This is a genomic window from Piscinibacter sp. HJYY11 (assembly GCF_016735515.1).
Classification (GTDB): Bacteria; Pseudomonadota; Gammaproteobacteria; order Burkholderiales; family Burkholderiaceae_C; genus Rhizobacter.
The window spans coordinates 3337605-3362617 of the sequence record NZ_JAERQZ010000001.1; the positions used below are offsets into that span (position 1 = coordinate 3337605).

At 70.9% G+C, this 25013-nt stretch carries 22 protein-coding genes; 5 read left to right on the forward strand and 17 right to left on the reverse strand.

The window, feature by feature from the left end; translation table 11 throughout:
* The first annotated feature begins 18 nt into the window (after positions 1-18).
* On the forward strand, positions 19-297 hold the full coding sequence (locus JI745_RS15455) for a DUF427 domain-containing protein (RefSeq protein WP_201808533.1): 279 nt from the start codon (positions 19-21) through the stop codon (positions 295-297).
* A gap of 3 nt (positions 298-300) precedes the next feature.
* Here the strand turns inward: JI745_RS15455 and JI745_RS15460 are convergent, their stop codons facing one another.
* The 8 genes from JI745_RS15460 to bioF all read right to left on the reverse strand — a co-directional run bounded on the left by JI745_RS15460 (position 301) and on the right by bioF (position 10900).
* The gene (locus tag JI745_RS15460; RefSeq protein WP_201808535.1) at positions 301-1389 is read right to left on the reverse strand and encodes a flavodoxin family protein; all 1089 of its coding nucleotides are present in this window, start codon (positions 1387-1389) and stop codon (positions 301-303) included.
* Positions 1390-1461: 72 nt separating this feature from the next.
* Positions 1462-2667: an ABC transporter permease gene (locus JI745_RS15465; protein WP_201808537.1), complete on the reverse strand. Its 1206-nt coding sequence runs from the start codon at positions 2665-2667 to the stop codon at positions 1462-1464.
* Entirely contained in the window at positions 2667-3401 is a 735-nt protein-coding gene (locus JI745_RS15470; RefSeq protein WP_201808539.1) for an ABC transporter ATP-binding protein, read from the reverse strand. The genes JI745_RS15465 and JI745_RS15470 overlap by 1 nt, the downstream gene beginning before the upstream one ends.
* Entirely contained in the window at positions 3398-4720 is a 1323-nt protein-coding gene (locus JI745_RS15475; RefSeq protein WP_201808541.1) for an efflux RND transporter periplasmic adaptor subunit, read from the reverse strand. The genes JI745_RS15470 and JI745_RS15475 overlap by 4 nt, the downstream gene beginning before the upstream one ends.
* Entirely contained in the window at positions 4717-6183 is a 1467-nt protein-coding gene (locus JI745_RS15480) for an efflux transporter outer membrane subunit (RefSeq protein ID WP_201808543.1), read from the reverse strand. The genes JI745_RS15475 and JI745_RS15480 overlap by 4 nt, the downstream gene beginning before the upstream one ends.
* Positions 6184-6543: 360 nt before the next feature.
* Positions 6544-8586: an NADPH-dependent 2,4-dienoyl-CoA reductase gene (locus JI745_RS15485; protein WP_201808545.1), complete on the reverse strand. Its 2043-nt coding sequence runs from the start codon at positions 8584-8586 to the stop codon at positions 6544-6546.
* Between the two features lie 48 nt (positions 8587-8634).
* Positions 8635-9696, reverse strand: a complete 1062-nt coding sequence (locus JI745_RS15490; protein ID WP_201808547.1) for a cytochrome P450 — start codon at positions 9694-9696, stop codon at positions 8635-8637.
* Positions 9697-9736: 40 nt separating this feature from the next.
* Positions 9737-10900 carry an 8-amino-7-oxononanoate synthase gene (gene bioF, locus JI745_RS15495; RefSeq protein ID WP_201808549.1) on the reverse strand — a complete coding sequence of 388 codons (1164 nt, stop codon included), beginning with the start codon at positions 10898-10900 and terminating at the stop codon, positions 9737-9739.
* A gap of 141 nt (positions 10901-11041) precedes the next feature.
* On the opposite strand from bioF, the gene JI745_RS15500 reads away from it, so the two are divergent.
* Entirely contained in the window at positions 11042-12070 is a 1029-nt protein-coding gene (locus JI745_RS15500; RefSeq protein ID WP_201808551.1) for a hypothetical protein, read from the forward strand.
* 21 nt (positions 12071-12091) lie between these two features.
* Here the strand turns inward: JI745_RS15500 and bioD are convergent, their stop codons facing one another.
* From bioD to JI745_RS15515, 3 genes are read right to left on the reverse strand one after another with little or no spacing between them, the layout of a single operon-like run.
* Positions 12092-12751, reverse strand: a complete 660-nt coding sequence (gene bioD, locus JI745_RS15505; protein ID WP_201808553.1) for a dethiobiotin synthase — start codon at positions 12749-12751, stop codon at positions 12092-12094.
* The gene (gene bioA, locus JI745_RS15510) at positions 12748-14052 is read right to left on the reverse strand and encodes an adenosylmethionine--8-amino-7-oxononanoate transaminase (RefSeq protein WP_201808554.1); all 1305 of its coding nucleotides are present in this window, start codon (positions 14050-14052) and stop codon (positions 12748-12750) included. The genes bioD and bioA overlap by 4 nt, the downstream gene beginning before the upstream one ends.
* The gene (locus JI745_RS15515) at positions 14049-14561 is read right to left on the reverse strand and encodes a chorismate pyruvate-lyase family protein (protein ID WP_201808558.1); all 513 of its coding nucleotides are present in this window, start codon (positions 14559-14561) and stop codon (positions 14049-14051) included. The genes bioA and JI745_RS15515 overlap by 4 nt, the downstream gene beginning before the upstream one ends.
* 23 nt (positions 14562-14584) lie before the next feature.
* Between JI745_RS15515 and pabB the strand changes: the two genes are divergently transcribed.
* On the forward strand, positions 14585-15985 hold the full coding sequence (pabB, locus tag JI745_RS15520; RefSeq protein WP_201808560.1) for an aminodeoxychorismate synthase component I: 1401 nt from the start codon (positions 14585-14587) through the stop codon (positions 15983-15985).
* Positions 15985-16674, forward strand: coding sequence for a hypothetical protein (locus JI745_RS15525; protein WP_201808562.1), 690 nt, complete (start codon positions 15985-15987; stop codon positions 16672-16674). Before pabB ends, JI745_RS15525 begins: the two co-directional genes overlap by 1 nt.
* On the opposite strand, the gene JI745_RS15530 is transcribed toward JI745_RS15525, so the two are convergent.
* The gene (locus JI745_RS15530; protein WP_201808565.1) at positions 16671-18470 is read right to left on the reverse strand and encodes an AsmA family protein; all 1800 of its coding nucleotides are present in this window, start codon (positions 18468-18470) and stop codon (positions 16671-16673) included. The two genes, JI745_RS15525 and JI745_RS15530, sit on opposite strands and share 4 nt — an antisense overlap.
* 92 nt (positions 18471-18562) lie before the next feature.
* On the opposite strand from JI745_RS15530, the gene JI745_RS15535 reads away from it, so the two are divergent.
* A complete protein-coding gene (locus JI745_RS15535; protein WP_201808566.1) occupies positions 18563-20239 on the forward strand; it encodes a thioredoxin fold domain-containing protein in 1677 nt (558 codons plus the stop codon).
* On the opposite strand, the gene JI745_RS15540 is transcribed toward JI745_RS15535, so the two are convergent.
* From JI745_RS15540 to JI745_RS15560, 5 genes are all read right to left on the reverse strand, one after another.
* Positions 20214-21197, reverse strand: coding sequence for a lysylphosphatidylglycerol synthase domain-containing protein (locus JI745_RS15540; RefSeq protein WP_201808568.1), 984 nt, complete (start codon positions 21195-21197; stop codon positions 20214-20216). The genes JI745_RS15535 and JI745_RS15540 overlap by 26 nt on opposite strands.
* A complete protein-coding gene (clsB, locus tag JI745_RS15545) occupies positions 21187-22422 on the reverse strand; it encodes a cardiolipin synthase ClsB (protein WP_201808569.1) in 1236 nt (411 codons plus the stop codon). The genes JI745_RS15540 and clsB overlap by 11 nt, the downstream gene beginning before the upstream one ends.
* The gene (locus tag JI745_RS15550) at positions 22422-23201 is read right to left on the reverse strand and encodes an endonuclease/exonuclease/phosphatase family protein (protein ID WP_201808571.1); all 780 of its coding nucleotides are present in this window, start codon (positions 23199-23201) and stop codon (positions 22422-22424) included. Before JI745_RS15550 ends, clsB begins: the two co-directional genes overlap by 1 nt.
* 93 nt (positions 23202-23294) lie before the next feature.
* On the reverse strand, positions 23295-23675 hold the full coding sequence (locus tag JI745_RS15555) for a hypothetical protein (RefSeq protein WP_201808572.1): 381 nt from the start codon (positions 23673-23675) through the stop codon (positions 23295-23297).
* A 103-nt stretch (positions 23676-23778) separates the two neighbouring features.
* Positions 23779-24894 (reverse strand): ABC transporter substrate-binding protein, encoded by a 1116-nt coding sequence (locus tag JI745_RS15560; protein ID WP_201808574.1) that lies wholly within the window; start codon positions 24892-24894, stop codon positions 23779-23781.
* Positions 24895-25013: the final 119 nt, after the last annotated feature.

Genomic DNA, 25013 nt, shown 5'->3' on the forward strand with positions numbered 1-25013 from the left:
CGACCCACAGGAGACCGCATGAAAGCCACCTGGAACGGCGTGACCCTCGCCGAGAGCGACGACACCGTGGTCGTCGAAGGCAACCACTACTTCCCCGAGAGCAGCCTGAAGCGCGAGTACGTGACGTTCAGCAACCACCGCACGAGCTGCCCGTGGAAGGGGCAGGCGTACTACTACAGCCTGTTCGTCAACGGCGAGATGAACCCCGACGCAGTCTGGTACTACCCCGAGCCGAGCGAAGCCGCGTCGCAGATCAAGGGGCGGGTGGCGTTCTGGAAAGGTGTGAAGGTCGAGTGACCTTCACTTCGCCCGCGGGCGCTCGAGCTTCGGCGGCGTGAGCCGCCCGGCGCGCAGCTCGCCCACCGCATGCGCCACGGCGCGGGCGACGTTGCGCACCTCCTGCTCGAAGCCGTGCTCTCGGTCGAGCGCTTCGTGGCTGTTGAAGTAGGGCTCGTAGTAACCGACGTAGCGGTCGAGCCGCGCCAGCGCGCCGGCGTCGATGAAGCCCATCCAGTCGAGCCAGTCGCTCAGCGCGCGGCGGGTGCCTTCGATGCCGGCCACATCGCCGTGCACCACCAGACCGTAGGCGCGGCCCGCGAGGTGCTGCGGGTAGTGCCACCCCTTGGCCTCGATCTCTTTCGCGAGCGCCGCCTTCTTGCCCTGGGTGCTCGTCGGGTCGGGGTTGCCGCCGTCGGCGCACACCAGGCGGTCGATCATCAGCTTGAGCACACTCGGGCTCTGGTACCAGTGCACCGGCGCTGCGATGATCACCGCGTGCGCCGACACCCAGCGCTCGTAGATCTCGGCCATCCAGTCGTTGGTCTGGCCGGTGGCGTGGTTGGGGTAGCAGCTGCACGGCCAATGGCACAGCGGCATCGCGGTCGACACGCAGCCCTTGCAGGGGTGGATGTGGCGGTCGTAGTCGGAGGTGATGAGGCTCAGGTCGAGCAGGTCGACCGCGGTCTGCTGCGCGGTGAGCTCGTCGCGCAGCCACTTGGTGATGCGCCAGGTCTTCGACATCTCGCCGGGGCAGGTGCCATCGTTGCGCGGCGCGCCGCAGATGACGAGCACGCGTGAGGGCGTGGCCGGTTGCGCCCAACGCTGCTGCGCAGCCTCGAGCTGCTCCTTGGCGGCACGCCAGTCGTCGGAGAGGTCATAGTGCGGGTCCGCATAACCCGGCCCGGCCTTGTGCGTGTGCGGCGCCTTCCGGCCTTCCAGGTAGGCCTCCCATGCGATCTGCTCCAGGCGGGCCAGCGCTTCGTCTTCGCGGCGGTAGGCCGGGTCGACGAAGCGCGCGCGGAAGCGCTCTCCGAACGTGGCCCGGTCGAGCGGGGGCGGTGCCTGGCCGGTGCGGGGCTTCGGTAGCTCAGCGTGAGCGGAATCATCCATGGCGGGCACTCTAGGAGGCCCCCGGCGTGCAGCCTGTCGGACGATGGCTTGTCGCCGTGTCGTCTGCCATCGTCACTCGTGCCGCAACGCGTCGATCGGGTCGAGCTGCGCCGCACGCCGTGCCGGCACGTAGCCGAACACCACGCCGATCGCCGCCGAGAACACGAAGGCGAGCAGGTTGATGCCCGGGTCGAAGACGTAAGGCACCTGCATCACCTGCGCGAGCACGGCCGAGGCCACGGTCGCGAGCGCGATGCCCACCAGGCCGCCGAGCGCGGCCAGCGCCACCGCTTCGATCAGGAACTGCAGCAGCACCTCGCGCTCCAGCGCGCCGATGGCCAGGCGCAGGCCGATCTCGCGGGTGCGCTCGGTCACGCTGACGAGCATGATGTTCATGATGCCGATGCCGCCTACCAGCAGGCTGACCGCGGCCACCGCGCCGAGCAGCGTCGTCATCACCTGCGTGGTGCCGGAGAGCGTGTCGGCGAGCTGCTTGGTGTCGAGCACGTTGAAGTTGTCGTCTTCCGATGCATCGAGCTTGCGGCGCTCGCGCAGCAGGGTGTGGAGGCTGGCCTTCACGCTGTCGGCATCGGCGCCGTCCTGCATCGAGACCAGCAGGGTGTTGACGCGCTGGTTGCCCGTCACGCGGCGCTGCAGCGTGCGCAGGGGCACCACGACCACGTCGTCCTGGTCGTTGCCCATCGCGGCCTGGCCTTTGGACGCCAGCTCGCCGATCACGGTGCACGAGAACTGCTTGACCCGCACCATCTGGCCGATCGCCTCGCGCCCGCCGAAGAGCTCGCGCTTGACCGTCTGGCCGATGAGGCAGACGGCGGCGCCGGCCTGCAGCTCCTCGTCGGCGAAGCGGCGGCCGCCGGCGAGCGCCCAGTTGCCGACGTCGAACCAGTCGTTGGTGGTGCCGGTGATGCCGGTCGTCCAGTTGCGGCCGTTGGCGACCACCGTGGTGGTGGTGCGCGCCTCGGGCGCCACCGCACGGATGCCGCCGATCTGCGTGGCGACGATCTGCGCATCGGCTTCCTTGAACGACGGCGCCCCGCCGCCGCCGCCGGGGCCAAGGCGCTGGCCGGGTCGCACCATCAGGAGGTTGGTGCCCAGGCTCGAGATCTGGTTCTGCACCGCCAGCGTGGCGCCGTTGCCGAGCGTGACCATGGTGATGACGGCGCTCACGCCGATCACGATGCCGAGGATGGTGAGGAAGGAGCGCAGCAGGTTGCGCCGGATCGAGCGCAGCGCGAGCAGCAGGGAGCTGAGCAGCATCAGTGCGCCTCCTCGGCGATGCGCGTCACGGCGACGGGCGAAGCATTGAGCGTGTCGCTCGCCACCCGCCCGTCGACGAAACGCACGGTTCGCCTGGCATACGCCGCCATGTCGGGCTCGTGCGTCACCATCAGGACGGTGATGCCGCGCTCGGTGTTGAGCCGGCACAGCAGCTCCATGATCTCCTGGCTGCGCTGGGTGTCGAGGTTGCCGGTGGGCTCGTCGGCGAGCAGCACGGTCGGGTTGGTGACGATGGCGCGTGCGATGGCCACCCGCTGCTGCTGGCCGCCCGACAGCTGCGCCGGCGTGTGGCCCTCGCGGCCGGTGAGGCCGACGGAGGCGAGCGCCTGCGCGGCCAGCGCATGCCGCTCCTTCGTGGGCACGCCGCGGTAGAGCAGGGGCAGCTCCACGTTCTCGAGTGCGGTGGTGCGCGGCAGCAGGTGAAAGCCCTGGAACACGAAGCCGAGGTACTTGCGGCGCAGGAGCGCGCGCTGGTCGCGCGTGAGGTGCTCGACGTGGGCGCCCTTGAAGAGGTACTGGCCCTCGGTCGGGCGGTCGAGCAGGCCGAGGGTGTTCATCGCGGTCGACTTGCCGGAGCCGCTCGGGCCCATCACCGCGACGAACTCGCCGGCGTGGATGTCGAGGTCCACGCCCTTGAGCGCCCACAGCGCGGCCTCGCCTTCGCCGTAGAGGCGCTTGACGCCCCGCAGCTGGATCAGGGTCGGCTCGCTCATGTCGCGGCGGCCCGTTGTTCGGTGATGACCTGCAGGCCTTCGGTGAGGCCCTCGCCGCTCACCTCGGTCATGCGGCCATCGGTGATGCCGGTGGTCACGCGCAGCGGCGTGGGTTTGCCCTCCCGCAGCACCCAGACCTGCTTCTGTGCCCCGCCGGGGCCGGCGCCTTCGGTTGCGTTGCCGCCGCGCCGCTGGCCGGTGCCGCGCGGCATGCGCGGCATCAGGCTGCCGACAATGTTGGGCCCGCCACCGCCTTGCGCCTGCGGCTTCTGGCCGGGCTCGGCCGGCGTGAAGCGCAGCGCGGTGTTGGGCACCAGCAGCACGTTCTGCCGCTCGGTGGCGGTGATGGTGGCGGTGGCCGTCATGCCGGGGCGCAGCGTGAGGTCGGCGTTGTCGACATCCAGGTAGGTGACGTAGGTGACGACGTTTTCGGTGATGGTCGAGCCGTAGGCCACGCGGGTGATGGTCGCCGGGTAGCGGCGTCCGGGGTAGGCACTGACGCTGAAGCTGGCCTTCTGCCCCACCTGCACCGAGCCGACGTCGGCTTCGTCCACGTTAACCTGCAGTCGCAGCTTGGCCAGGTCTTCGGCGATGGTGAAGAGCGTGACGGCCTGGAGCGAGGCGGCCACCGCGTTGCCGGGGTCGACGTTGCGGGTGAGCACCACGCCATCGGTCGGGGCGCGGATCGAGGCCTTGCGCAGGTTGGTCTCGTCGGTGGAGAGCGCGGCCTGTGCATCGGCGACCGTGGCACGGGCGCTGGCCTCGTCGGCCTGGGCGCGCTCGACGGTGGCGCGGCCGGTGTCGAGCTCGGCCTTCGATGGCACCTTGCCGCCGGAGAGGCGGGCCACTTCTTCCAGGCGTGCGAGGTTGCCCTGCGCTTCCTTCAGCGTGGCGCCGGCCTGCGCGACCCGGGCGCGGGCCGAGGCCAGCGTGGCGCGCGAGCGCAGGATCTGGTCGGATAGCTTGGCGGTGTCGAGCTCGACCAGCACCTGGCCTTTCTTCACCCGGTCGTTCACGTCGACCAGCACCCGCGCCACGGTGCCCGAGAGTTCGCTGCCGATGTTGACCGAGCGCGTGGGCTGCAGCGTGCCGTTGGCGGTGACCTGCAGGCGCAGGTTGCCGCGCGTCACCGGCTGGGTGGCGTAGGTGGGGGTGGCGTTGGCCTCGCGGCTGGACTGCCACCACGCGAGGCCACCGGCCGCCAGCGCGAGCGCTGCGACGATGAGCCAGGTGCGTGGCTGGCCGTACCAGGGGCGCGGCGGGGGTTGGTCGAGCAAGGCCTGGAGTTCCTGCGGGTTGGCGTGTGGACTGCGACTCATGGCGTGGTGCTTTCGTTCTGCGTGCGGCTGGTCTGCGTGCTGCTGTTCTGCGTGCTGTCGTTCGGGTTCCAGCCCCCGCCCAAGGCCTTGTAGAGGCGCACGTGGTCGGCGCTGAGTTCGGCGCGGGTGCTGGCCAGGCTGTCTTGCGTGCTGAGCAGCGAGCGCTGCGTCTCCAGCACGACCTGGAAGTCGACCAGGCCGCTGCTGTAGCGCTGGGTGGCCAGCAGCGCGGCCTGCTCGGCCGATTCGCTGGCGCTTTGCAGGCGCTGCAGGCGCTCGCGGTTGCCGCGCAGCGCGACGAGGCTGTCTTCCACTTCCTGCAGCGCGTTGAGCACCACGGCCTGGTAGTTCACGCGGGCGTTCTCGAGCGCCGCTTCCTGGGAGCGCACCTGCGCCTTGGCGGCGCCGCCGTCGAAGAGCGGCACCGACACACTGCCGAGCAGCGCGCTCACGACCGAGCCGCCGCCGGTGAGGCCGCTCAAGGCGAGCGCCGAGAGGCCCACCGAGCCGCTGAGGTTGAAGCTCGGGTAGCGTGCCGCATCGGCCTGCGACACACGCGCGAGGGCGGCGGAGATCTGCTGCTCGGCGATGCGGATGTCGGGCCGCTGGCGCAGCGTCTGCGCCGGGATGCTCACGGCGAGGTCGTCGGGCGGCGTGGGCACGGCCGCGGCGGTGACGAGCTGGTCGTGCAAGGCGGTGGGTGGCTGGCCGGTCAGCACGGCGAGCGCGTGCTCGGTCTGCGCGACGCTGGTTTCGAGCGACGGGATCTGCGCGCGGGTCTGCTCGGTGGCGGTGCGGGCCTGCGACAGGGCGAGCGAGGTGTCGAGCCCGGCCTGCACACGCCAGTCGGTGATCTGCAGGGTCTCCTGTTGGGTGGCAAGGTTGCGGCGGGCGATGTCGAGCCGCGTCTGCAGGCCACGCAGTTGCACATAGGTCACGGCCACTTCGGCCGCGACCGAGACCTGCGTGTCGGCCAGGCTCGCCTGGCTGGCCTGCGCCTCGGCCTCGGCGGCCGACACGCCGGCGCGTTTGCCGCCGAACACATCGGGCTCCCAGCTGGCATCGAAACCGGTCTGGTAGCGGTTGCCGGCGGGGGCGTCACCGGTCTTGCTGCGCTGAGCCGACGCGGAGGCGCCGATGTTCGGGCCGAGGTTGGCGTTTTGCACATCGCGCAAGGCGCGGGCCTGTGCCAGCGCCGCTTGCGCGCTGCGCACGCTGGTGTTGGCCTGCAGCGCTTGCGTGACGAGCGCCGTCAGCAGCGGGTCGTCATAGCGCTGCCACCAGTTGGCCAGGTTGGTGGGAAACGCGGTCGGCACGGCCGTGTTTGACCACTGCGATGGCGTGGCCACTTGCGGCAGCGGCTCGGATCTTGATGTGAGCGAAGCGCAACCCGACAAGGCCAGTGCGAGCGCCAGCGCGGTGAGCGTCAGGTGCCGGGACGGATTGAAGGAACCGTATTGCATGACGCCAATGTCGCGCGGGCGTGTTTTGCGCGCGCTTCGCTTGCGTCAAGGCTTTGTAAAGCTGGGGTCTTGTTCTGAGCAGCGCGCGGGAGCGGGGTGTCGCATTCCGCTCATGTCCTCCGCAAAGGCTCGCTCCCGCGATCCTTTGCTCCCCCTTTACTTCGCTCCATGCGACACCCCACTCCCGCGCGCGGCACCGCCCAGGCGTGCCCCGTCTTCTGAAGTGGCAGTGCGTCTCGCGTGTCCGAGGTGGGGTGAGGGGCGCAGTGAAGTAAAGGAAGGAATTCATGAACGCGGAAGCGTTCATGAAGGAGGGACATGAACGGAGCCCCTCACCCCACGTCGGACACGTTGCCCAATCTACAGAAGTGCGGCCAACCGCGTCCCCTGATCAATCGCCCGTTTTGCGTCGAGCTCGGCCGCCTCATCGGCCCCACCGATCAAATGCACCGATACGCCAGAGGCCTTCAAAGGTTCCAGCAACTCCCGCAGGGGCTCCTGCCCCGCACACAGCACCACGGTGTCGCATTCGATGAGCTGCCCGTCCTTGCGCGACTCGCCGTAGGTGATGAAAAGGCCCTTCGGTGTGATCTGCTCGTAATTCACGCCGCCGATCATCTCGACGCGCTTCATTTGCAGCGCGGCCCGGTGGATCCAGCCCGTGGTCTTGCCAAGCGTCTTGCCGAGCTTGCCGCTCTTGCGCTGGAGCAGCGTGACCTGGCGTGCGGGCGGCGTGGGCTGTGCGCGCGTCACACCACCCCGCACCTGCTCGGGGTCGGCCACGCCCCATTCGGCGAGCCACTCCTGCAGGTTGAGGGTGGGGGAGTGGCCAGGGGCGGTGACCAGGTACTCGGCCACGTCGAAGCCGATGCCGCCGGCGCCGATGATGGCCACCCGTTCGCCGACCGGCTTCTGGTGCAGCAGCACGTCGATGTAGCTCAGCACGTTGGGGCCGTCGCTGCCGGGGATCTTCGGGTCGCGGGGGGTGACGCCGGTGGCGAGGATCACTTCGTCGAAGCCGCGCAGCGCGTCGGCGCGCACGCGGGTGTTGAGCTTCAGCTCGACGCCGGTGGCCTGGATGCGGCCGTTGAAGTAGCGCAGGGTTTCGTTGAACTCTTCCTTCCCGGGGATGCGCTTGGCCATGTTGAACTGGCCGCCGATCTCGGCTGCGGCGTCGAAGAGCGTGACCGTGTGGCCGCGCTCCGCGAGGGTGGTCGACGCGGCGAGCCCTGCCGGCCCGGCGCCGACGACGGCGATGCGCTTCTTCTGCGGCGTGCCGCGGATGAGCAGCGTCGTCTCGTGGCCCGCGCGCGGGTTGACGAGGCAGCTCGCGAGCTGCGCCTTGAAGGTGTGGTCGAGGCAAGCCTGGTTGCAGGCGATGCAGGTGTTGATGGTCTCGGGCTTGGCCGCCGCGGCCTTGTTGACGAACTCCGGGTCGGCCAGCAGCGGACGCGCGAGGCTCACCATGTCGGCGCAACCGTCGGCCAGCACCTGTTCGCCCACCTCGGGCATGTTGATGCGGTTGCTGGTGACGAGCGGGATGTTGAGGCCGGCGGCGCGCAGCTCGTTGCGCATCTTCTTCGTGACCCAGGTGAAGGCGCCGCGCGGCACGCTCGTCGCGATCGTCGGAATGCGGGCCTCGTGCCAGCCGATGCCGGTGTTCAGGATCGTGGCACCGGCTTGTGCCACCGCCTTGCCGAGCTGCACCGCCTCGGCCCACGAGCTGCCGTTGGGGATCAGGTCGAGCATCGACAGGCGGTAGATCAGGATGAAGTCGGGACCCACCGCCTCGCGCACGCGCCGCACGATCTCCACGGCCAGGCGCATGCGGTTCTCGTACGAGCCGCCCCATTCGTCGTCGCGCTGGTTGGTGTGGGTGACGAGGAACTGATTGATGAAGTAGCCCTCGCTGCCCATGATCTCGACGCCGTCGTAGCCGGCTTCGCGTGCCAGCACCGAGCAGCGGATGAAGGCCTTGATCTGGCGCTCGATGCCGCGGGCGCTCAAGGCGCGTGGCGTGAAGGGGGAGATGGGCGACTGGATGCGCGAGGGCGCCACGCAGAAGGGCTGGTAGCCATAGCGGCCGGTGTGCAGGATCTGCAGCGCGATCTTGCCGCCCTCGGCGTGCACCGCATCCGTCACGATCTTGTGGCGCCTGGCGGCCGCGTGCGTGGAGAGCGTGCCGGCGAAGGGCTTGGCCCAGCCTTCGATGTTGGGCGCGAAGCCACCGGTCACCACGAGGCCCACGCCGCCGCGCGCGCGCTCGGCGAAGAAGGCGGCCATCGCGGGGAAGTGCTTGCGGCCGTCTTCCAGGCCGGTGTGCATGCTGCCCATCAGCACGCGGTTCTTGAGGGTGGTGAAGCCGAGGTCGAGCGGCGCGAGCAGGTGGGGGTAAGCGGTCATGGGCGCGATGCTAGGCGCGCCGCTTCGGTTCGGGTTAGAGGTTCACCCTCAGGCGGCAGCGTCGAACTGGGCGAGGCGGCCGTTGGGCGACGGGCGGTGGTGCCAGCGGCGGGTGATGGTGTCGAGCCGGACCGCGTCGTCGTCGTGCCAGGCACGCAGCAGCGCCATCGCGATGCCCCTCGACAGCGCTGCCCCCGGGCAGGCGTGGCCGCCCAGGCCCCAGGTGAAGCAGCGTGGGTGGGTGCGGTGCAGGTCGAAGCGCTCCGGCTCGGGGTTGGCGGCCGGGTCGCGGTTGGCGCTGGCGAGCAGCACGAGGATCGCGTCGCCGGCCTGCACGCGCCGGCCGTGCACTTCGCCGTCGTCGGCGGCGAAGCGGCGGGTGTTCTGCACCGGCGGGTCGTGGCGGGCCACTTCGAGGGCGAGCGCCTCGTCGAGTGCGGGGTCGGCGAGCCACCGCGCAAGCAGGCCCGGCTCGCGTTGCAGTGCGACCAGCACGGCGCCCATCAGGCCGGCGGTGGCTTCGCAGGTCTGGGTGAAGAGGCCCACGCGGTTGGCGTCGCCCTCGCAGCGGGCGAGCAGGCGTGTGGCGGCGTCGCTGCCGGCGCTGCGGGTGGCGGCGTCGGCCGTGGGCGACCAGCTGGCGATCACGGCACGTACGTCGCCCGGCAGCTCGCCGGCCTCGCCGCCGTGCACCAGCGCCCACAGCACCCGCACCGGCGCCTCGAAGAGCAGCGCGTTGAGCGGGGCCACCGCGGGCCTCGCGCCTTCGCGCACCACGGTGCGCACCGCGTCGCCGATCGGCCAGTCGCGTTGCAGGAAGGCGGTCGCCCAGGCCTTGCCGCGCTGGTGCACCGGGCCGTCGTTCTGGCGCATCAATCCGCCGAACAAGGCGCCCGAGGGCGTGTCCGCCACCGACGCCGGCACCGGCTCGGCCGGTGGACGCACGCGCAGCGCGGGGTGTCGAAGCACGGCCTCGACGGCCGCGGCACTGCTGGCCACCCACAGCTTCAGCTCGGCATCGTGGTGCAGGCCGGTGGGGTGGGCGGCGCGCAGCTGCGCATAGAGCGCATACGGGTCGGGCTGGTGGGGGGCGGTGAGCAGCGGGTTCATGCCCGCAGTGTGGCGCGGGCGCCGCGGGGGATGCTTCGGGCTAGGTCGAAACGTCGGCCAGGGCCTGGAGCAGACGGTCGACGTCGGCGTGGCTGTGCGCCGCCGAGAGCGAGACGCGCAGCCGCGCCGTGCCTTCGGGCACCGTCGGCGGGCGGATGGCCGGCACCCACAGGCCCCGCTCGCGCAGGGCGGCCGCGAGCTCGAGCGTGGGCTGGTTCTCGCCGACGATGAGCGGCTGGATGCAGGTGTCGGATGGCAGCAGCCGCCAGGGCAGCCCGGCCATGCCGGTGTGCAGGCGCCTCGTGAGGGCCGCGACGTGGTCTCGGCGCCCCTCGTCGTGCGCGATCACCTTCAGGCTGGCACGCACCGCCGCGGCCACCATCGCCGGCGTGGCGGTGGCGAAGATGTAGGTGCGGGCGCGCTGCATCACCCACTCGACGGTGTCGGCCTCACCGGCCACGAAGGCCCCCGCGCAGCCCGCGGCCTTGCCGAGCGTGGCCATGTAGACGAGGCGCGGCGCGTCGGCCACGCCCAGGTGGGCGGCCGTGCCGCGGCCCTGCGGCCCAAGCACGCCGAAGCCGTGCGCGTCGTCGACCATCAGCAGCGCGTCGTGCTGTTCGCACAGTGACAGCAGCTCGCGCAGCGGGGCGATGTTGCCGTCCATGCTGAACACCGCATCGGTGACCACCAGCTTGCGCTGCGCGGTCGACGCGGCGAGCCGCTCGCCCAGCGCGGCCAGGTCCACGTGAGGATAGACGTGCGCTTCGGCTCGGGAGAGCCGCACACCGTCGATCAGGCAGGCGTGATTGAGCGCATCGCTGAACACCGCATCGCCCCGGCCCACGAGCGCCGGCACCAGGCCGACGTTGGCGAGGTACCCCGAGCCGAAATAGAGCGCACGAGGGCGGCCGACGAAAGCGGCGAGCTCGGCCTCCAGCGCGTCGTGCGGCGCTTCATGGCCGCACACCAGCGGCGACGAGGTCGCACCCACGCCGTAGCGCCCGGCCGCCTCCTGTGCCGCGGCGATCAGCGCCGGGTGTTGCGAGAGGCCGAGGTAGTCGTTGCTGGCGAAGGACAGCAGCGCGCGGCCGTCGACCTGCAGGTGCGGGCCGTCCTTGGCATCGACGACGCGGCGGGTGCGGCGCAGGCTGGCGGCGTCGAGGGCCGCCAGCCGTGCCGTGTGATCGTGGCTCACGGGCACCACCTCCAAATGGGGGAGAACGGGTAAATGCGGCTGCACGCCCGTGCACTTTCATTGCTAGAGTTTTGTACCGGCTTGCGCCGGGAATCCAAACCAACAGTTGAAAAGGGAGGGTGCATGGGCACCGAGAGGGAAAAGGCGTGCATGTGGCGCGCAGGATCGGGTGTGGGCAAGGCTGCTGTCGGCGGCGCCGTGTTGATGCTGCTGGCGGCCTGCGGTGGGGGTGGCGGAGACGGGGGCGGCCCCAGCGGCCCGCTCACGCGGACCGAGGCCAACGCAGGCGACTACTTTATCTTTTCGAACACCACGACCACCACGGTGCCCTCGGGCACGCCGGTCGGTGCGTACAACTCGATCGTCACCTACCGCTCGGTGGCCGCGGACGGCACCAATCAGCGGGTCACCACCGCGAGCGTCCTGGGCCCCGTGGCCCAGCAGTCGACCTACAACGTCAACGTCGCCTTGGTGACGGTCGACGGCAACATCGGCAGCACCGTGCCCATGTGCACCTACAGCGCGCCGCAGCCTGTGGCACCGCCCTATCCGCGCTCGGTCGGCCAGACCTTCGGCAACACGGTGGTGAGAACCTGCAACGGAGCGGCAGCCACGATCGTGACCACCGGTTCGGTGACGGCGCGTGAGAACCTGGTGTTGGGTATGGGGACCTACGACAGCTGGCGCAGCCAGCGCACCGTCACCACCACGTTCGCCACCTACGTGGTCGTGGACCAGTTCACCTGCTGGTACTCGGTGGCACGCGGCAACCTGTTGCGTTGCGACTCGATCCACACCCGCACGCAGAACGGCGCATCGACGCCCGACCAGGTGTGGTCCGTCGCGCAGGTGGCCACGGGCATCGGCGGACCCGGGCGTGCGTCGGAGGGCGCGGTGTTGCCCCGCTTCCAGGGAGCCTGGCATGTGCAATACACCGGCACGGCGAGCGGCGTCTGCGCGCCGCTGAATGTCTCCGCGACGGGAGTCGTCAGCGGCAATTGCATCCCGAGCACAGGGGGCGTGTTTGCCGTCACCGGCACGGTGAATGCCAACGGCGGCGTCAGCCTCACCTGGGCCGGCGGCGGTGCGCTGTCTGGCACGCTTGGCACGCCCTACAGCGGCAATGGGAACTGGAGTCAAGGGCCCGACTCGGGCACCTGGACGGCAGTCCACTACTGAGCGAAACGGTGCGGTGGTGGCTCAGCGCAGCCACTGCACCGCCTCGGCCTGCGGGGTGGCCATATGCGGCACGTCGGCCCACATCGGCGCACCGAGCCGCGCCTGCAGGTAGGCGATGTTGTCGTCGGGTGAGGCCATCTGCGGGTCGATGCGGTTGGCCACCCAGCCGGCGAGCACGAGGCCACGCGCGCGGATGGCTTCGGCCGTGAGCAAGGCATGGTTGAGGCAGCCCAGGCGCAGGCCGACGACGAGCAGCACCGGCAACTGCAGGGCCTGCGCGAGGTCGGCGCCGGTCTCGCGCTCGTTGAGCGGCACGAAGAAGCCACCGGCGCCTTCGACCACCACCGCGTCGGCCAGCGCGGCGAGCTGGCGGTAGCGCTCGATGAGCACCGGCAGCTCGATGCGCACGCCGGCTGCGCGTGCCGCGAGGTGCGGCGACATGGGCAGCGGCAGGCAGTACGGGTTGTCGAGCTCGCGCGGCACCTGGATCGAGCCGCAGGCGCGCATGGCCACCGCGTCTTCGTTGTCGTCGCCGTGCGCCATCGGCACGGTGCCCGCGGCCACCGGCTTCATGCCGACGACGCGGGCATGCCGCGTGCGCAGGTGCAGCAGCAGCGCCGAGGTGATGAGGGTCTTGCCGACTTCGGTGTCGGTGCCCGTCACGAAATAGCCGACCGTCATGCGAGCGCTTCGTTCAGGGCCGCGAGGGCGCCCGTGGCCAGCCATGCCGACTCTTCTTCATCGATGACGTAGGGCGGCATGAAGTACAGCGTGTTGGCGATCGGCCGCAGCAGCAGGCCGCGTTGCAGCGCGGCCATGTGATAACGCCGCGCGAAGCCGGGGTCGTCGATGTCGACGTCGAAGGCCCACATCATGCCGATCTGGCGGGTGCGCAAGACCCTCTCGTTCTGCGCCAGCGGCGCGCACAGCGCGGTGAGGCGCGCGGCGGTCTCGCGGTTGGCCACCATCCAGTCCCGCTGCTCGAAGAGCTCGAGCACCGCGAGTGCGGCGCGGCAGGCGAGCGGGTTGCCCGTGTACGAGTGCGAGTGCAGGAAGCCCCTTGCCACGCGGTCGTCGTAGAAGGCCCCGTACACCTCGTCGGTGGTGAGCACGAGCGACAGCGGCAGCGTGCCGCTGGTGATGCCTTTCGACAGGCACATGAAGTCCGGGCGCACACCGGCCTGTTCGCACGCGAAGAGCGTGCCGGTGCGGCCGAAGCCGACCGCGATCTCGTCGGCGACGAGGTGCACCTCGTAGCGGTCGCACAGGGCGCGTGCTTCGCGCAGGTAGTCGGCGTCGTAGGTCGCGATGCCGGCGGCGCACTGCACCAGCGGCTCGACGATCAGCGCGGCCGTCTCGGCGTGGTGCACTTCCAGGTACTGCTGCAGCGCCTGCGCGCAGTGCCGTGCATGCTCCTTTGCCGACATGCCGTTGACGGCCTTGCGCGCGTCCGGCGAGGGCACGGTGGCACTGATGCGCAGCAGCGGGCCGTAGGCGTCGCGGAACAACGGGATGTCGGTCACCGACAAGGCGCCCGCGGTCTCGCCGTGGTAGCCGTTGCGCAGGCCGATGAAGCGCGTCTTGCGGAACCTGCCGTGGTTGCGCCAGCAATGCGCGCTCATCTTGAGCGCGATCTCGGTGGCCGAGGCGCCGTCGCTGGCGTAGAAGGCATGGCCAAGGCCGGTGAGCTGGCCGAGTTTTTCGGACAGCGCCACCACCGGCTCGTGCGTGCAGCCGGCGAGCATCACGTGCGCGAGCGTGTCGAGCTGCTGGTGCAGCGCGGCGGTGATGTGCGGGTGGCCGTGGCCGAAGAGGTTGACCCACCAGGAGCTGATGGCGTCGAGGTAGCGCTTGCCGTCGGGGTCGTAGAGCCACAGGCCTTGCGCGCGGGCCACCGGCAGCGGCGGCAGGGTCTCGTGCTGCTTCATCTGGCTGCAGGGGTGCCAGACAGCGCGCAGGCTGCGTTGCGACAGATCGCTCATGTGTTCCCCACCATGCCCTTGCGGAAGCTCTCGAAGATGTACATCAGCGGCCCGGTCTCGGTGACGATGCGGTAGCAGCGGCTCGCGCGCGGGTCGGGGTGCCCGACGTGCTGCCACAAGGCCTCTTCGATCTCGGCGGTGCTCTCGAGCGGCTCGCGCTGCACGAAGAGGCGTTGCAGCAGGTGGCCGATGGGCGCCTTGCCTTCGTGGAGCTGCGCGAGGAACCAGTCGGGCACCGCATCGAGCCGCGTGTACGAGAGGTTGTCCATCAGCACCTGGCCGTGGGCGTGAAGGCTCGTCACGCGGTGCAGCCATCGCGTGCCGCCGAGCTGCTCACGCACGGCCGGGGGCACGCCATCGGTCTGCTGCTGCAAGAGCAGCTCGACCTGCATCGGCGCCTGCGCGATCGCTTCGCACACGCGCGTGGTCGAGCCGTCGAGTGCCATCAGCGCGCGCAGCAAGGGCGCGTGCGATGGGTCGGGTGGAAAGGGCTGTCGATCTACACTCATTTGGTTCTAGTTGTTCGTCCCACATGAAACCCGCCATCGTACCGGTCACGCTCGCCGCGACGCCGCAAGACCTCTACGCACGCTTGGGCGCGGCCGAGGGCACGGTGCTGCTCGAGAGCAGCAAGCAGATGCCCGGCCTCGGGGGCTGGTCGTGGGTGACGGGGCCGGCCTGCGCGACGCTGGAGACGCGTGGCGGCACGACCACGCTCATCGAGGCGGCCAGCCAACGGGTCCTCGACGAATGGGCCGACCCGTTCGAGGCCATCGATGCCGTGTTGTCGGCGCTGAAGGCCGATGCCTCGCCGCGCCCCGCGGGCCTGGGCTTCGCCGGAGGGCTGGTCGGCTACCTGGGCTACGACCTCGCACGCTTCGTCGAGCGCCTGCCAGTGATCGCGGCCGACGAGCCCGCGCTGCCGGCGATGCGCCTGCACCTGTGCGACCACCTCTATGCCCACGACCATGCCACCGGCACCTGGTACTGGTGCGAACGCCCCATGCCCTGGAGCGATGCGGCCTCGCGTGAGCGGGTGTGGGCCACCACGCGCGCCTGCGCCACCGCGCGCACGCCGGCGACCGGCCGCTTTCACGCGGGCGCGCTGCAGTCGCGCACACCGCCTGCGCGCTATCTGCAGCAGGTGCAGCAGGTGCTCGACTACATCGCGGCCGGCGACATCTTCCAGGCCAACCTGTCGCACCGGCTCGAAGCGCCGTTCGAGGGCGACCCGTATGCGCTCTACCGCGCGCTGACGGCGCGCAACCCGGCGCCGTTTTCCGCCTACCTGCCGGGCGAGGGGTTCGCGATCGCGAGCGTGTCGCCCGAGCGTTTCCTGAAGCTCGACGTGGCACCCGAAGGCCGTGTCATCACCGCGCGGCCCATCAAGGGCACGCTGCCGCGCGAGGCCGACCCGGCGCGCGACGAGGCCCAGCGCCTCGCCCTCACCCACAGCGTGAAGGACCGCGCCGAGAACCTGATGATCGTGGACCTGATGCGCAACGACCTCGGCCGAGTGGCGCAGGTCGGCAGCGTGAAGGTCGACCGCCTGTTCGAGGCCGAGCCGCACCCGAGCGTGTGGCAGCTGGTGTCGACGATCCGCGCGACGTTGCGTGACGACAGGCGCGTGGCCGACCTGCTGCGCGCCTGCTGGCCGCCGGGCTCGATGACCGGTGCGCCCAAGGTGCGCGCGATGGAGATCATCGAGGAGCTGGAGCCGGTGCGGCGCGGGCCGTATGCGGGTGCGATCGGCTATCTCGATGCGAGCGGGGCGATGGACCTGTCGGTGGTGATCCGCACGGCCGTCGTGCACGGCGCGCGGGTGATGGTGCAGCTCGGCGGTGCGGTGGTGGCCGACTCCGACCCGGCGAAGGAACACGCCGAGACCGAGGCCAAGGGGCGTTTCATCGTGAAGGCCTTGCGAGAGAGCTGATGGCGGGGCTTACCGCGTTGCACAGCCGCCGTCTGCGCGAGATCTGGCGCTCTGCCGGCTGGCCCTGCCAGGACCTGGTGGAAGTGGAGCTGCTCGCGGCCGGCTTCATCGAGCGCGTGCGCCAGCCGAGCGGCCACGAGACCCTGCGCGTGACCGACGCCGGCATCGCGCTGCTGGCCGACACGCTGCAGCGCAACCGCGCACGGCGCGATGCGCATGAAGACCTGGTCGAGCGTGTGGCCCGCGAGATGACCCGCGCCGGCCGCCTGGCCTGGCGCGGCCTCGCGCTGCGCGCCAAGGTCGGTGTGGACGACGAGGCGCAGTGGGTGATGGCGATGCCCGACGTGTTCTCCATCCGCCACACGACCGTCGAGGCCTACCTCGAGCCGATCGTGCACGAGATCAAGGTGAGCCGCGCCGACCTGCTGTCGGATCTGCGCCGCGAGGCCAAGCGCAGTGCCTACCTGCAGCTCAGCAGCGAGTGCTGGTACGTGATCGCGCGTGGCATCGCCACAGCCGAGGAGATCCCGCCCGAGTTCGGCGTGATGGCCGCCGAAGGCGCGGCGCTGGAGGTGCTGCGCCCGGCGCCCAAGCGTGCGATGGCGATGTCGCTGCCGCTGTGGATGGCACTCGCGCGGGCCACGCCGCTCGACGGCTGGCAGCACGACGACGCGCAAGGGCTGCTCTAGGCGCAGCGTGCGTGCGACGCGGGCACCTGCTCGCGCTGCGCGAGCTCCACCTTCAGCCCGCGGAAGCTGCCTTCCGCGACGATCGAGGCCGGCAGCACTCCGCCGTGCGCCTCGGGTGTCAGCACCAGGTCCCAGCGTTCGTCGGCAAGCCGCACGCTGCCGCTGCCCTGCACCTGGGTGCGCTCGGTCTCCAGCACCAGCAACTGGGTGCGGCCCACGCCGCCCTTGAACGCGAGCGACACCGCGCCGCAGCGGATGGGCACCGGCTGGTCGCCGCCGATCAGCGAGCCCAGCATGCGACCGGCGTGCAGGCCCAGGCGGGCGTCGAGCTTCTTCGGCAGGCTGCCGCCGGTGAAACGCAGGTCGAGCTGGCCGTCGACACCGCGCCACCAGCTGGCGAGCGTCGGCCCCAGGGCGCTCAGCTTCAGCTCGCCGTCGACCGCCGGCCATCGCACGCCGGGCTGGCGCGTGAGCGCGGGCCACAGCTGCGGCAGCTTCACGCCGCGGGCCTGGAGCTGCAACGTGGCTTCGGGCTCGCGCGCATGGGTGTCGATCGAGAAGCGGCCCTGCCAGCGGCCGCCGCCGAGTTCGCCGCGTTGCAGTTGCACGCGCACCGTGCCACCCTCGAGCGTGGCCACCGCATGCAGGTCGCGCGCGGCCGGCCAGCTGGGCGCCTCGAGCTGCTCGGCCTGCAGCGTGATGCGGCCATCGAGGGCGCGCAAGGCATCGAGCGGCAACTCGCGCTGCGGCAGCACGTGCGTCGCCGAGGGCGCGCTGGCGGCGGCCGCGGCGCCGATGCCGTTGCGCGAGGGCAGGTCTTCCAGCCGCAGGCGCTCGCTTTTCACTTGGGCGTGCAGCACGGCGCGCCGGTCGCGCTGCGTGCGGGCCGGCGTGTAGCGCGCCTCGCCGCGCAGGTCGGAGCGGCCGAGGCTCAGCCGGGCATCGTGCGCGGCCCAGGTGCTGCCCTCGCGCACCAGCCGGCCCTCGAATCGATAGGGCCGCGAGTCCGGCCACGGCACGCGCTGGAGGAAGGGCTGCAGCTGCGAGAGCGTCTCGCCGCGCACCTGCACCTGGGCCTCGACGACCGTGAGCTGCAGCAGGTTGGCCACCTGGCCCTGCAGCGCGAGCGTGGTGCCGCCACTGCGGGCCTGGCCGCGCAGCGCGAAACGCTCGGCGGTGTCGACCATGCTCAGCACCGCCCCGGTCTCGGCCTGGCCGGCCCAGTCGGCCCCGCCATAGCGGCCGCGGAAGTCGACCTGTTGGGCGTAGCCCTCGCGCGGCTGCGAGAGTGGCGTGGACCGCGCCTCCAGCGTGAGCCCGATGCCGCCGTGGATGAGCGTGAGCCGGCTGCGCTCGGCCTGCAGGCGATGGATGCGCAACCGGCCGCGGCCGCGGTCGTCGGGCCGGGTGAGGCGCCAGTTGCGCACGCCGTCGGGTCGGCGCTGCAGGTCGATGTCGGCCTCGACGAGGTGCATCTTGCGCATCACCCGCACGTCGGAGAAGAGGCTGGCCCAGTCGAAGGTGAAGCTGGCTTCGCGCGCCGTGATGAACGGCCGGTCGCCGCTGGCCCAGGGGGCGTTGGCCACGCGCAGGTTGCGCAGGCGCACCACGGGCTGCCAGTCGGCGTCGAGCCGGATCTGCAGGTCGTCGGCCTGGATCTCGCGCTTGGAGGTGTGCTCGAGGTAGCGCACGACCGCCGGCCGCGCCCAGTTCCAGTCGGCCAGCAGCAGGGCGAGCAACAGCAGGACGCCCGAGGCGCCCAGCAGTGCAACACGGTGGCGCGGCGGCGGGTTCATCGCAGGCGATGCTAGGGAGCGCCCGTCGTGCCGGCGCCCGGCCAACTCCGCGTTTGCGTGTAGGACGCTGGTGCCGCGTTACGCTCGCGGCCATGTCGCTGCGCCTTGCTCCTTTGCGATACGCCCTCGTGCTCGTCGCCTCCGCCGCCCTCGCCGCTTGCCAGCGGCCGGCCGAGCCGGTGGCTGCGGCGCCCGCGGCCCCGGCGGCCAGCCCGCCGGCGCTGGTGGTGCCGGCCCCGCTGGGCACGGCGGCGGCCAAGGGCATCGCCTGGCAACCCGCGAGCACCGATGCCGAGGTCGACGCCGCCTTTGCCCAGGCGCGCGCGGCACAGAAGCCGGTGCTGCTGTACTGGGGTGCCGAGTGGTGCCCGCCGTGCAACCAGCTGAAGGCGACGCTCTTCAACCGGCAGGACTTCATCGAGCGCACACGCGCCTTCGTGCCGGTCTATGTCGACGGCGACCAGCCCGGTGCGCAGAAGCTCGGCGCACGCTTCAAGGTGCGCGGCTATCCGACGATGGTGCTGCTGAGCCCGGCCGGCCAGGAGATGACGCGCCTGCCGGGCGAGGTCGACGCGCAGCAGGTCACGCAGATGCTCACGCTCGGGCTCGCGATGCAGCGCCCGGTGAAGGCCGTGCTGGCCGATGCACGCGCCGGCCGCAGCCTGGGTGCGAACGAATGGCAGCTGCTCGCCTTCTACTCGTGGGACACGGACGAGCAGGCCCAGGTGCTGCCACCCAAGGAGCTGCCGGCCACGCTGCGCGCACTGGCCGCCGCCTGCCCGCCGGAGCAGGCCGATGCCGGCACGCGGCTCTTCCTCAAGGCCTGGGCGGCGGCCGAGGCCCCACGGCCGGACGCGCAGGCGCGCGAGCGATTCCTCGCGGTGCTGCGCAGCGCCGAAGCCTCGCGGGTGCAGATGGACGTGCTGGCCAACAACGCCCAGGCCCTGGCCAAGGCCTTCGCCCCCGCCGGCGACAAGGCCCGCGGGCCGCTGCTCGAAGCCTTCGACGCCAGCCTGGCCGGCTTGGCGAACGACATGACGCTGTCGCGCGCCGACCGGGCGAGTGCCTCGATCGCCCGCGTGCAGCTGGCGCGCCTGGACGCGCCCAAGGGTCCACCCAAAGGGACACCCAAGAGCGGCGCGCCGGTGAGCGTGCCGCCGGCGCTGATGAGCGACATCCGCGAGCAGGTGGCCCGCCTCGACCGCGAGACGACCGACGGCTACGAGCGCCAGGCGGTCATCCCCACGCTGGCCTACCTGCTGCGCGAGGCGGGTGCCCCAGCCGAATCGGACGCGCTGCTCAAGGCCAACCTCGCGCGCAGCCATTCGCCGTATTACCTGATGTCGAGCCTCGCGAGCAACGCGAAGAAGCGGGGCGACACCGCCGAGGCGCTGCGCTGGAGCGAAGAGGCCTACCGGCGCAGCGTGGGGCCGGCGACGCGGCTGCAGTGGGGCGCGAGCCACGTCGCCCTGCTGGTGGAGCTGGCGCCGCAGGACGAGCAGCGCATCGAGGCCGCGGCGCTGCAGGTGCTGCGTGAAGCGGCGGGGCAGCCCAATGCCTTCTACGAGCGCAGCGCCCGCTCGCTGCAGCGGGTGGGCGACACGCTGGCCCGATGGCAGAAGGCCCCCGGCCATGCCGACGCGATGAAGCGCCTGCAGGCCGAACTGGAGGGGCTGTGCGCCGCGGTGCCCGAGGCCGATGCGCAGCGCGACACCTGCCTCGGCCTCCTGTCGCCCAAGCCGGTCAGCTCGCAGAAGCCTTCAGCCTGAGCTCGAAGCCCAGGTAGAGCAGGGCGGCGATCGCCAGCGGCACCAGGTAGTACACCGCGCGGTAGACGAGCAGCGCGGCCAGCAACGGGCTCTGCGCCACCGGCGGCGAGAGCAGCGTGATGAACACCGCCTCCAGCACGCCCAGGCCGGCCGGCACGTGCGTGAGCACGCCGGCCACCGCCGCCGCCAGCAGCGCGGCGAGCGCCGCCGGGTAGGCCACGTGCGGCTGCAGCAGCACGTAGACCGTGGCGCCGATCAGCGCCCAGTTGGCCGTCGACAGCACGAGCTGCAGCAGCGCCATGCGGCCCGAGGGCAGGTGCACGTCGTGTCCGCGCAGCGTGAGGGTGCGTTTCGGCGAGAAGGCACACAGCGCGAGGTAGCCGAGCGCTGCCGCCAGCAGCGCCCCGCCGACGAGGCGCATCGCGTCGACGCCGATCGACCATTCCTCCGGCACCGGGATAGGCTGCAGCAGGCCCACCACGCCCGCGAGCACGACGTAGCCGAGCCAGTTGGTCAGCATGCTGAAGCCGTAGACGCGCGAGATGGTGGCGGCGTCCAGCCCCTGGCGGGTGTAGAGCCGGATGCGGAAGGCGAGCCCGCCCACCAGCGCGCCGAAGTTGAGGTTGAAGGCGTAGCTGATGAAGGTGGTGGCCAGCACGCGCCGGGTGGGCAGGTCGTGCCCCGCGTAGCGGCGGCTCAGCAGGTCGAAGGTGGCGTAGAGCGCGTGGCTCGTGATCGCGAGCAGCGCCGCGCCGGCGAGCGTGGTGAGCGGGTAATCGGCGATCGAGGCGCCGACCTCGCTCCATTTCACCGTGCGGGCATGGCGCACGATGAGCCACAGCACCAGTGCGAAGAAGAGCGCCGAGCCGGTGCGCTTGACCGCCGGCCACCACGGCCGCTGCGTGAGCGGCACGCGGCGCGCACCGGGCGCGCCGCGCGGGGCGACGTCAGACGCCATGGGTCCGGTGCTCGCGGCCGTGCTCGCCGTGGGCGTTCACGAGGGCCGGCGTGTGCCGCGGCAGCCAGGTCGCCCAGTACGGGAAACGGCGCAGCACGTGGAAGACGACGAAGCTGCGCACCACGTGCCACAGCTTCGGCTTGCCGCTGCCTTCGGGCTGGACCTCGCGGCAGCTTTCGCAGACCAGCTTCTCCAGCCGTTCGGAGAGCTGCCGGTTGAAGTCGGCATCGCGGATGACGACGTTGGCCTCGAGGTTGAGCGCGAGGCTCAAGGGGTCGAGGTTGCTCGAGCCGACCGTGGCCCATTCGTCGTCGGCCAGCGCCACCTTGCCGTGGAAGGGGCGCTGGCAGTACTCGTAGATCCGCACGCCGGCGCGCAGCAGGTGGTCGTGCAGCAGCTCGGCGCCGAACTTCACGATCGGCATGTCGGGCGTGCCCTGCAGGATCAGGCGCACGTCGACGCCACGGCGCGCCGCGCGGCGCAGCTCGCGCAGCAGGCGGTAGCCGGGGAAGAAATACGCGTTGGCGATCCACACGCGCTTCTTCGCCGAGCGGATCGCCACGCGGTAGAGGCGCTCGATGTCGTCGCGGTGGTGGTTGTTGTCGCGGGTGACGAAGAGGGCGTGCGCGGTGCCGGCATGCGGCTGCTGGCGGGGCGACTGCACCGGCTTGCGCTGGAACCACCAGCGCCGCGGCCCGTGCGGCTCCTTGATGGCGGCGCGCACGAAGCGGTGGATGTCGCCCACCACCGGGCCGCGCACCTTCACCGAGTAGTCCTGCTTGGCCTCGGGGCCGAAGTCGAGCAGGTGGTCGGCCGAGTAGTTGATGCCGCCGATGAAGGCCAGCTCGCCGTCGATCACGACGATCTTGCGGTGCATGCGGCGCAGCACGTTGGCGCGGATGCCCAGCAGCGGCTTCTGCGGGTCGAACACGCGGATGCGCACGCCGGCCGCCGTGAGCTCGCCGATGAACTGCGGCGACAGGTCGGGCGAGCCGAAGCCGTCGATCAGCACGTCGACCTGCACGCCGCGCCGCGCGGCCTCGACCAGCACCTGGTGCAAGGCGGTGCCGACCTTGTCCTCGAAAAGGATGAAGGTCTCGAGGATGACCTCCCGCTTCGCCTGGGCGATGGCCTCGAAGACGGCCGGGAAGAAGGCTTCGCCGTTTTCCAGCAGCGTGAAGTGGTTGCCCGGCTGCCACCGGGCGCGTTCGGTGTGGCGGGACATCACAACGAGATCTCCGCGACGAGCGGTGCGTGGTCCGACAGGTGCGACCAGGGGCGGCGCGGCAGCACCACCGGCGAGTGGATGCGGGCGTGGCGCACGTAGATGCGGTCGAGCGCGAGCATGGGCCAGCGGGCCGGGAAGGTGCGCACGTGCTCGCCGTGGGCGTGCACGAAGACTTCGCGCAGGCCGCAGTTGCGTTCGAGGATGGGGTTGGCGCGGTGGCGCCAGTCGTTGAAGTCGCCCGCCACCACCAGCGGCGCGTCGGGCGGTACTTCGGTGTGCACGAGCTTGCACAGGAGGTCGAGCTGGCGCTTGCGGTGCGACTCCTTCAGCCCCAGGTGCACGCAGATGGCATGGATGCGCTGGTCGAGCCCGGGCACCTTCAGCGCGCAGTGAAGCAGGCCGCGGCGCTCGGGGCCGGCGATGGAGACGTCATGGTTGCGGTAGTGCTCGATCGGGAATTTCGACAAGACGGCGTTGCCATGGTGGCCATGCGGATAGACCGCGTTGCGGCCATAGGCGAACTCGGGCCAGATCTCGTCGGCGAGAAATTCGTAATGCGGGTCGGCGGGGAAGTTCAGGAACTTCGACGGGTGCTTCTCATGGGCACCCTGCACCTCCTGCAGGAAGACCACGTCGGCGCCCACCGAGCGCACCGCTTCGCGCAACTCATGCAGGATGAACTTGCGGTTGAAGAAGGTGAAGCCCTTGTGGGTGTTGACCGTCATCACCTTGAAGGCGAGCTCGGGCATGGGGCGGTCGGGCGGGTTGCGGGACATGCCCGTTTTTTTACCGTCGGGCGCGGGCCCGGCCTGTAGGACAAGGCCGGAGGTGGGCGCAGGCCGCGTTCTCGACCGGCGCGCCCGGAGGCGTCAGCGCGAGGCGGCCGACGCCGGCTTGCGGCTGCCCACCGGCGTGAGCTGCACCTCGTACTGCGCGCTGCGGCTGCGGTCGCTGAACAGCAGCGTGCCGCCCGCCCAGCGGTAGCTGGAGAGGAACTCGGCGATCTGCATGCCGCCGTGCATCGTGATGCCGACCATCAGGCCCTGCTCGAAGCTCAGCACGTAACGGATGTCGTCGTGCCGCAGGGTGAGCGTGCCGTCGCGGGCGATGCGCGCCTCCATCGGCCCGCAGGTGGGCGGGTTCGTGTTCAGGGTGACGCACATCTGGGCGTCGTAGGGGCCGGGGCCGGGTGCGACCGCGGGCGCCGCGGCGCCGGTGGCCACGGCGAGCAAGGGCAGGAGCATCGACATGGTGCGCCTAGGTCGTGTGGAGACGACGCGGATTACACCGTGTTGCGGCCAGGGTGTCGCGCGTGGCGGTCATTCCCGCTTTCGCGGGAATGAAGGATGGCGCTCAGCGCACGAAGCGGCCGTCCCGCGTCACCTGCACCAGCTCGACGAAGCGCGAGCCGGTGTGCCCGCCGCCGGTGAAGTTGACGTCCATGCCGGAGATGCGCAACTTGGTGGCGGCCAGCATCGCGTGCAGCTTCTGGCGGTTCAGGTCGCGGCCCAGGCGCTTGAGCGCGTCGAGCATGACGAGGGCGTTCACGTAGCCCTCGAAGCTGTAGTAGTTGACCGGCACCTTGGCCGCGGTGGCCAGGCGGCGGTATTCCTTGACCGTCGGGTCGACCTCGTTCCACGGGTAGGGCATGACCTGCGAGATCGCGAGGCCGCGCGTCTTTTCGCCGGCCACCTTGGCGATGAGGTCGCCCGGCACCAGCGACATGCCGTAGAACGAAGGCTGCTGGCCGCGGGCCCACACCGCCTTCATCAGCTCGCCGCCGAGCGCACCGCCCAGGTACATGACGATGGCCTGCGGCTCACCCGCCATCAGCGTGCTGGCGACGGCGGCGGCATCGGTGGCGTCGCCCTTCATGGTCGACGAGGCGACGGGCTTCAGCTGGTGGGTGGCCAGCGCCTTCTCGACCAGGCGCAGCGCCTCCACGCCGCCCGGGTTGTCGAGGTGGGCCACCGCGATGCGGGTGATGCCGATGGTCTGCAGCTGCTGGATCAGCACCTCGGCCTCGCGGCCCGTGGTGGCGCGCACGAAATAGGCCGAGCCTTGCGCCTTCTCGCGCGCCGAATCGGCCACCGCATAGCCGCCGACCAGCGGAGCGCCGCTCTCCTTCAGCACCTGGCTCGCCGCCGCGGTGGTGCCCGAGCCCACGCAGGCGAAAAAGGCGAAGGCTTTGTGATCGCTCAGAAGTTTTCGGTAGTTGGCGACGGCCTTGTCGGGCTTGAGCTCGTCGTCGAGCGACACCACCCGCAGCTTGCGGCCGTTGACACCGCCCTGGGCGTTGGCCGCACCGAAGGCGAGGTCCGCCCCCGCCAGCATGGTCTTGACCGGTGCCCCGAGGGGGCCGCCGAGGATGCCGCTGTTGCCGAGCACGATCTCCGGGGTGCTCTGCGCGAAGGTGGGAAGGCCCAGGGTGGCCAGCGTGCCGCCGGCCAGGAAGTGTCTGCGCTGCATGTCGTCTCTCTTTCGCAGGGGGTCGGTGTGTTCACCGGATTGGTTGCTTTTCATAAGCAATCTGGGGGCGGAGCCTACGCCTGTCGGCGCCGCCCGGGAGCGGAAAAACCAGCAGACGG

Bases quoted from the DNA above. Each gene is read 5' to 3' on its own strand.
- JI745_RS15540 (WP_201808568.1), bottom strand. From the start codon at position 21,197: ATGGCGTCTGACGTCGCCCCGCGCGGCGCGCCCGGTGCGCGCCGCGTG.
- JI745_RS15500 (WP_201808551.1), top strand. From the start codon at position 11,042: ATGTGGCGCGCAGGATCGGGTGTGGGCAAGGCTGCTGTCGGCGGCGCC.
- JI745_RS15525 (WP_201808562.1), top strand. From the start codon at position 15,985: ATGGCGGGGCTTACCGCGTTGCACAGCCGCCGTCTGCGCGAGATCTGG.
- JI745_RS15550 (WP_201808571.1), bottom strand. From the start codon at position 23,201: ATGTCCCGCAACCCGCCCGACCGCCCCATGCCCGAGCTCGCCTTCAAG.
- clsB (WP_201808569.1), bottom strand. From the start codon at position 22,422: ATGTCCCGCCACACCGAACGCGCCCGGTGGCAGCCGGGCAACCACTTC.
- pabB (WP_201808560.1), top strand. From the start codon at position 14,585: ATGAAACCCGCCATCGTACCGGTCACGCTCGCCGCGACGCCGCAAGAC.
- JI745_RS15560 (WP_201808574.1), bottom strand. From the start codon at position 24,894: ATGCAGCGCAGACACTTCCTGGCCGGCGGCACGCTGGCCACCCTGGGC.
- JI745_RS15490 (WP_201808547.1), bottom strand. From the start codon at position 9,696: ATGAACCCGCTGCTCACCGCCCCCCACCAGCCCGACCCGTATGCGCTC.
- JI745_RS15485 (WP_201808545.1), bottom strand. From the start codon at position 8,586: ATGACCGCTTACCCCCACCTGCTCGCGCCGCTCGACCTCGGCTTCACC.
- JI745_RS15460 (WP_201808535.1), bottom strand. From the start codon at position 1,389: ATGGATGATTCCGCTCACGCTGAGCTACCGAAGCCCCGCACCGGCCAG.
- JI745_RS15475 (WP_201808541.1), bottom strand. From the start codon at position 4,720: ATGAGTCGCAGTCCACACGCCAACCCGCAGGAACTCCAGGCCTTGCTC.
- JI745_RS15515 (WP_201808558.1), bottom strand. From the start codon at position 14,561: ATGAGTGTAGATCGACAGCCCTTTCCACCCGACCCATCGCACGCGCCC.
- JI745_RS15530 (WP_201808565.1), bottom strand. From the start codon at position 18,470: ATGAACCCGCCGCCGCGCCACCGTGTTGCACTGCTGGGCGCCTCGGGC.
- bioA (WP_201808554.1), bottom strand. From the start codon at position 14,052: ATGAGCGATCTGTCGCAACGCAGCCTGCGCGCTGTCTGGCACCCCTGC.
- JI745_RS15455 (WP_201808533.1), top strand. From the start codon at position 19: ATGAAAGCCACCTGGAACGGCGTGACCCTCGCCGAGAGCGACGACACC.
- JI745_RS15555 (WP_201808572.1), bottom strand. From the start codon at position 23,675: ATGTCGATGCTCCTGCCCTTGCTCGCCGTGGCCACCGGCGCCGCGGCG.
- JI745_RS15470 (WP_201808539.1), bottom strand. From the start codon at position 3,401: ATGAGCGAGCCGACCCTGATCCAGCTGCGGGGCGTCAAGCGCCTCTAC.
- bioD (WP_201808553.1), bottom strand. From the start codon at position 12,751: ATGACGGTCGGCTATTTCGTGACGGGCACCGACACCGAAGTCGGCAAG.
- JI745_RS15465 (WP_201808537.1), bottom strand. From the start codon at position 2,667: ATGCTGCTCAGCTCCCTGCTGCTCGCGCTGCGCTCGATCCGGCGCAAC.
- JI745_RS15480 (WP_201808543.1), bottom strand. From the start codon at position 6,183: ATGCAATACGGTTCCTTCAATCCGTCCCGGCACCTGACGCTCACCGCG.
- JI745_RS15535 (WP_201808566.1), top strand. From the start codon at position 18,563: ATGTCGCTGCGCCTTGCTCCTTTGCGATACGCCCTCGTGCTCGTCGCC.